Source organism: Bathymodiolus platifrons methanotrophic gill symbiont (assembly GCF_002189065.1).
Classification (GTDB): Bacteria; Pseudomonadota; Gammaproteobacteria; order Methylococcales; family Methylomonadaceae; genus Methyloprofundus.
On the sequence record NZ_BDMN01000211.1, the window covers coordinates 1 to 7395 of the forward strand.

At 40.8% G+C, this 7395-nt stretch carries 3 protein-coding genes; all 3 read left to right on the forward strand.

The window, feature by feature from the left end; translation table 11 throughout:
• Positions 1–158: 158 nt before the first annotated feature.
• Genes CDZ78_RS22570 through CDZ78_RS12410 form a run of 3 tightly spaced genes read left to right on the forward strand, consistent with a single transcriptional unit; the run spans position 159 to position 7038 of the window.
• The gene (locus tag CDZ78_RS22570; protein ID WP_087870293.1) at positions 159–1031 is read left to right on the forward strand and encodes a hypothetical protein; all 873 of its coding nucleotides are present in this window, start codon (positions 159–161) and stop codon (positions 1029–1031) included.
• Positions 1031–1882: a hypothetical protein gene (locus CDZ78_RS22025; protein WP_167374287.1), complete on the forward strand. Its 852-nt coding sequence runs from the start codon at positions 1031–1033 to the stop codon at positions 1880–1882. The genes CDZ78_RS22570 and CDZ78_RS22025 overlap by 1 nt, the downstream gene beginning before the upstream one ends.
• An 8-nt stretch (positions 1883–1890) precedes the next feature.
• Positions 1891–7038 (forward strand): hypothetical protein, encoded by a 5148-nt coding sequence (locus CDZ78_RS12410; protein ID WP_087870295.1) that lies wholly within the window; start codon positions 1891–1893, stop codon positions 7036–7038.
• Positions 7039–7395 lie beyond the last annotated feature (357 nt).

The following is a 7395-nucleotide window of genomic DNA, read 5'->3' on the forward strand; positions in this document are numbered from 1 at the left end:
GCCACTATGATCGACATATTACAGGTTAAATATTTGAATAACATCATCGATTTATCAAAAAAATAATAAAACCGATGATGGGCTTTAATTCCGCATCCGTGACCGAGCGCAGTATATTTTGTTTTTTTGCAACAGAACCAAGAAAGGAGTACTGATTAATGACATACCCCAAAGTAACAGCGACAAAAGATAGCCCGTTGAAGATAGATGGGTTAATAACCAACTCAAGATTTTCACAAGTTATCATTGATGATGAAGGATATATTGAGATAGAAGCAGATGGCAAGATTATCATTGACGAACTGGTAATTAAGTCGGTTTCGAACCCTACTATATCATTTGTAGGGGTTGACTATATGCCTTACCCTGATGGCGGACAAGGGGGTGATGGGTGGGAGGGTTACCCAGGTCTTGTAGGGCAGTGCCTTTCTGCTGCCATTTCTGGCGGTGAGGGTTCTAATGGCGCGACGGCTGGAAATGCTGGCTGTGGATTCATTGGGCGTTCTGGATATAATGGCGGCAATGCACCCGATATAGCCATCACTCTTACTAAAATAACAGATGCCAACCTAATTGGATTTTCAATTCAGAGTCAGGGAGGTAAAGGTTCAGATGGCTCAAAAGGTGGTGAAGGAGGGACAGGGGGAGTTGGTGGCGCAGGTGGTGACAGGCATACGTGCTGTTCGCAGCATTGTAAACCTGGTCTTGGCGGTAATGGCGGTAATGGCGGTAATGGTGCTAATGGAGGCAAGGGCGGTAATGGCGGTAATGGCGGAACAGTTACGGTAAATATACCAGCAGATTATACTGGTAATATTATATCTGATGCCAAGCCATCTATCGGTGGTAAGGGTGGTGCCGGAGGCGGTGCAGGTAAAGGGGGTGCTGGTGGTGCCGATGGTAGAAGATCTGATACTGATACAGTGACAGTAAGCTCAATCCCCGGAATGCCAGGAACTAATGTCGGGACTAATGGGACCGATGGTGATCCTGGTACTATTGGAAAAATAAAAATTGTAAAGGCACAATAATGGATAAAGTAATTAGCGCAGCATGTCCTCTGCTTATTAAGGGTGATTTAATAAACTACCACTACGGAAAGATAACAGTTCAAGATGGAGGGTATATTGAAGTATCAGCACCCGGAATTCTTGAAATTGATAGCATTGTTCTAATCGCTAATCCTGCCATCCCATTTATCAGAGTCATTGGAACAGATGGAACTAAAGGAACAGATGGTAAAAAAGGTAAGGATGGAGAAAAAGGTGGTGATGGCTCTGACGCCACTTGCTCGTCAGGTGGTGGTGAGGCAGGTACCCCAGGTGGTGATGGCGGAAAAGGTTCTGATGGGTCGAATGGACAAAAAGGTGGTAACGGAACGGCAGGAAATCCATCACCTACATTATCAATTAAAATATCTGCCATATCTGGAGAGTTTCAGAATGGAATGACAGTCATCACGCGAGGCGGTATGGGCGGTGATGGTGGGAAAGGCGGCAGGGGCGGTGATGGTGGATATGGTGGTCATGGAGGTAAATATAACCGTTGTGGAGCATTTAACAGCAATGGAGGTGCAGGCGGAGTAGGCGGAGGTGGAGGTGAAGGCGGAGGTGGAGGTAATGGAGGTAATGGAGGTGACTCTAACACACTAACCTTATTATTACCACCAACTTTTTCATCTTCTTTTCTATGTAAGTCATACCCATCCATTTCAGGAAAAGAAGGTAGAGGAAATTGGTATGGGATAGGCGGGGAAGGTGGTGCAGGCATGCCAAGCACAACCGCCACAAATTCAGGTATGTCAGGCTCACCTGGAAAAACAACAGGGTCGGATGGTTCATCAGGACAGCCTGGTAAGCCGGGAACAATAACTATCAAATAGGTTAAGTAATGAAACATAAAAAGCTAGCATTAATGATGGCATTATTAATTAACCAGGTTAATGCGAATGGATTCACGCCATATATGCCAATTAAAGGTAAGTTTTCCGTAGATGGGAAAGGTGCTTCCAAATACCACATCCCTATTGACATAGTAAAGTCTAAGTTTAGCCCTACCTTGTCAGTCTCTTACAACTCACAATCGGGCGGTAGCTATATTGGCAATGGTTGGTCACTGAATGGCTCGCCAGCTATACGCATTTGTTCTTTGAATAAAAGACAGGATGATAAGTGGTCAAATATCATGCTAAACATGGGAGCTGATAATTATTCAGTAAACAGATTTTGCTTGGGTGGCTCAAGATTATCAGTCATCAAGGGAGCATATGGCGCTGATAAATCAGAGTACCAAAGCGAACTTTTGGGAAAACATGCCATTACTGCTTCTGGAAAATGTGGAGATGGTCCTTGTTCGTTTGAAGTTAAGAATGCAGACGGAACGGTTGATACTTATGGAGGCACAGCTAATTCGACTGTTCAACTTAAAAATAAGGATATACTTATGTGGGGAGTAAGCACCAACACAGATAGGTATGGAAATTTAATTAAATTCAGTTACGCGCCTAGTGATACGACGAATATTCTATATCCTACTGAAATAGATTACTTCTTTAGTGATGACAAAAAGAATTATCGTAAAGTAGTAATTGGTTATTCCCCCATGACTGCAACAAACAAGCAGCACAAAAGAATTGGGCTAGGCGGTTACTCATTCAAGCCTGATAAAATTTTGTCAAAGATAACAACTTATGACATTAATAATGTTGGTGTTTTTATTTATGACTTTACTTATAACTACGATAAGTTCAGTGATAACTATTCTCTAAGAAAGATAGATAAGTCATCATTTGACAGAACCGAAAGCTACCTAAGCCATACTTTTGGCTATAAGGATATCCAGCCAGCAGAGCCATCATTTAAGGCTCAGAACAGCATTACAATGCCAGCAAACGGTAATGATTGGGATGGCGTAAAAGTAGTTATTATGGACAAGTATGGTGATGGCTACAATGGTGTTGGCATTATTAGTAATGAAAATAATAACGCTATTTTTACTTTTGCGCGTGGCGATAAAAATGGTGTTCTTACGCTTGCAGAAGACAGCATGGACTTAGGTCGATTCTCACCTACTGATAAGAACGAAGATGCTTTTACATTCATGGCATTTGACAAGAATGGCGATGGTCTAAATGACTTAATCAAAATTTTCAAAGGTAATGACGGTCAAGCCTATGCACAAACTTATCTTAGCTCTGCCGGTAAGCCTAATTTTGGCGTGGACCCTGTAGTTCAGGATCTCCATAATGATTATTCTGACAGTGGAAAGATGCGTGCCACCTATACCAGCCGAGATATAAATGGTGATGGTCTTCATGATATTATCGTAATGGCACCAACATCAGATCAACCAACTGCAAAATACAACATCGCTGTTCATTATGCATCAGTTGATGGTGGATTTCCAACAAATGATAATATCAACGGACAGATACAAAACGCTGTTATTCCAACAGTCGATCAGTCTGTAACTTTTGCTGATTATGACAAAGATACATTGTCAGATTTTTTCTTACTGAAAAAAAGCAATGACTTGACTTATGCAACCCCCCTTTATAATCGACAAGGTAAATTCCTTTCACCAGACGGCAAGTCATCTCAAGACATTAATCTAGGTAGCGTAGGAGACTGGTCAGACCTCCCAGCTTACAAGTTCCTTGACTTCAATAATGATGGCTTAAGCGACCTGGTTAAGTTTAATTACAGAAAGACTCAACCGGTAACAGGTAATATCTACATGAATACCGGAAACCTATTTGGAGAAATGCTAGAGGGGTCCGGTTCTGGTGATAATACTACACAGTTTTTTACCTTAACAACTGCCGGTGAAGATCAAAAGAATGCTCATAACACAACATTTGTTGACATAAATGGTGACGGTCAGCCAGACATTCTTAAATATCGTGGCGGAGAAGGTGACCCAAAAGACCCAGGTCAAACGTACTTTGATATGTTCCTTCATACAGGAAATACATTCAATCAAGTACAAAGCACACTACCATTTGGGGCGCATACAAGAAATATTATATCGAGTATGGGAGATAATCCACTGGCTTCTATAATCAGTGTTCAGCAAACATCAGGAAATGTAAACATCACTGTTTACATGAATGAAACTAACCCACCTGAACAAGAGATTGTCAGCATTAATAATGGAGCAGGACTTGTCCATGATATAGAGTATGAAGAAGTATCGCCATTTGTAGATTATGAGAACATCAAACAACCAAGATATCCGAATATTCTTTTGAGTAAGGTTAGACGTGTTGTTTCAGGTTACTCTATATCTAAGAACAAAGGCACTCAGCATGGATACTCTGTAGATCATAAATTCAATTATATGTACCCTATCTACAATAGGCATGACTGGATGTTTTCTGGATATTCTAAAGTTGAAGAGTCTATTAAGTCGCGTGATAAGGTAATAACTTCAAGCTATTCAACTGAATACCCAACACGAGGAAAGCTGTTGAGCAAAACTATTGGTCAGTTAAGCACAGGGATTCCTTTTTCAAAGAAAGAAATCAAGTATGCTTATACTACACGGCATGCAAACGTAGACCCAAAAGTTGTTCTTGTGTACAAACAACAATCTATTAGTACCACCTATCAGGACAGCGATAGCACAAACAACCCACAGGTTGCATTCAGCAAAACGGTAACCTCTGGCGTTGATGCTGTATGGGGCATTAAGGAGTGGAGCGAAACGTCTTATGCAGGTGGTAAGTCATTGTTTAAATGTTACAGATACACAGTTAATGATAGTGGTACAGGTTTATTCACCATAGGTGATAAGACTGGAACATTGTTCACAGAAGACAAAGCTCAATGCGATGCTTTCAGAGGAAAGAAAGCGTATAACGAGCCATACACTGTAACAGCAAACGACCTTGATATTTTGTTTGCAAAATACTCTGATGATGGATTATTCAATCCAATATCTAACCTTGTTTATTCAAGTGCACATAAAGGGTATTCAACCACAAACTTAGTCTATGATAAGAAAGGGAATATAGTTCAGACAACAACATCAAGAGATTACACAGGCTTAACAGGTGCTTATCCTAACAAGGACAACACAGTTGTTACAGACTTTACTTATGATGATGCTGGATATTTAACCAAGAAAAATCAAGGTGGTCTTGTTGAGTTGTCGAAAATAGACCCACGATTTGGTGTTAAGGTTAGCGGAACATCGGTTAATGGTGCTGTAACAACGCATGCAGTCAATAGTCTTGGAAGCATTATTTCAACTAATGTAAATGGAAATAAAACAAGTGACTTGATTTTCGGTGTTGACACAGATGGATTGTTTAAAGAAAAGTCATCTTATGTTGGCTCTGGAGTATCAAAGACACGAACATATATTGGTGGTGACTCCAATGCTTGGAAGCATACTACTACAAGCGATGAAGGTCGATTATTAACGTCTAATGAGCTTGGTTATGATTCTGATACTGGACAGTTGATTTATAAGTTTTCGCCTTACTACGATAAGACACAGGCTGAATATATTGCTATATCTTATGATAAGCGCTGGCTGAAATCACAAGAAGTAAGAGGTGATAGAACGAATCAGTTTTTGCATAAATTAACAACCAATACGTCAACAGTCACTCATAAGGGAAATGACCCTACACATAAGTCCAAAGAATTAGTTTTACTTGAAACAAAATCGCATGACTTTGTTAATCGAACTAAAACACATACAACTGCCGATGGACATAGCTCAGTAGGAACGTATGACATGGTTGGGAATCTCATTAAAGAGGTTGATTATCGTGGCCTTGTTTCAACAAAGTCCTATGATGTTAATCGTAAATTCGTCCAAAATGTAACACCTGATTCAGGCACAGAAAATTATACTTACAGTGCAACAGGTAAGATTGTTAAGCATACGCGCGGCGCAATAACCAATGACTATGTTTATGATTCACATGATAGAGTCCAGTCAAGAAACCGCACAGAGGGTAAATTAACTAATCCTATTTCTTACACATGGGATGATAGTGTTACCGGCTTTTTCAACCAAGGCATGTTGACCAGCATTACTGATGGGGGAATTAAAACCGTCATGAGCTATAATAAAGACGGTGATTTAGCGGCTAAAACTTGGAGCTTAGACGGTAAAAACTTTCAATACTATACCTATGACTATTATGAAGGAGGCTTTCCAAAAGCAATAAACTACCCTGATAAATCAACAGTTGAATACAGCTACAACAAGTCTGGACAGTTGCAAGACTTCAAGTACAAAGGAGCAAGTGAGAAAACATTTAATCCTGCAAGCACCGTGTCATTTAGCCAGTACGGCATTAACTCTAAACCTGGTCTTGTCTCTTATGGACAGAGTCTTGCAATGACTAAAACTACTGATGGTTGGAGTCGTGTGTTGGTGAATGCAGCCTCTAACAAGGGGGCTAATGTATCCACTGTTAAATATGAATGGGACAATGCAAACAACATTATCTATCAGTCAAATAACGGTGATGTCACAAGTTATGCTTATGATGGTTTGAATCGACTTATCAATGCTAAGAATGCTCGGCGTAATCTTGTGTACAAGTATGATGAAAATAACAACTTGTTACAAAATGGTGCAAACACCTTTGTTATGGAAGCTAAGACTAATAGGCTTGCCACGGGGGTTATTGGCAGTGCGCCTGTCACGTTTAAGTACGATGATGACGGTCGCCTTTTGGGTGATGGTGAAGAGACGTATACTTACGGTAAAAGCGGACGGCTTGAAACAATAACACATGGCAAGACAGTAACCAATATCAGTTACTTCAATCAACAAAAAGTAAGTGATGGTTCAGTTTTCTATCTTGACAATGGGTTTGAAGTGCATGCTTCTGGTTATCAGAAAAGAATCCAGGCATTCAATCAGACTTTACTAGTTGTGCATCCTGATGGAGCATCGGATTATGTTATTCCTGATAATCTTAATAGCCAGTTAATGACGATTGATAGCGAAACCATTAAGCCTACTTCTAACTTTGAGTATGAACCTTACGGTGTATCACATGAGATTAAATAAGAAGGTTCTGTCGCATAAATTCCACTTCCGCCGCTGAAAATCAGGGAAACGGAGCCTAAGTGAAGTGATGATTTTTAGTCCGCGATAGCCGTAGGGCCGTTATTTTGTCGGAGTCTGAGCGTTAGCGAAGGTGGAGACAAAATAAAAGGCCATCCGACACGGCGTCAAGTCATTTGGAGCCTATGTTCCGACCCCTTGTTGGGTCGGGACGAGGTGACGAGGACGAATCGGGGCCGCCGGAGGCATAAGTGGTCGCGTTAAGTTTTTGCTGCTTGCTTGGGCTGGGATGCCCAAAACAAGCTTTCGCAAAAATAGCGACTCCCCGCTAATTTTTCGTTTTTTGACGTAATCCCTTAT

Bases quoted from the DNA above. Each gene is read 5' to 3' on its own strand.
- CDZ78_RS22570 (WP_087870293.1), top strand. From the start codon at position 159: ATGACATACCCCAAAGTAACAGCGACAAAAGATAGCCCGTTGAAGATA.
- CDZ78_RS12410 (WP_087870295.1), top strand. From the start codon at position 1,891: ATGAAACATAAAAAGCTAGCATTAATGATGGCATTATTAATTAACCAG.
- CDZ78_RS22025 (WP_167374287.1), top strand. From the start codon at position 1,031: ATGGATAAAGTAATTAGCGCAGCATGTCCTCTGCTTATTAAGGGTGAT.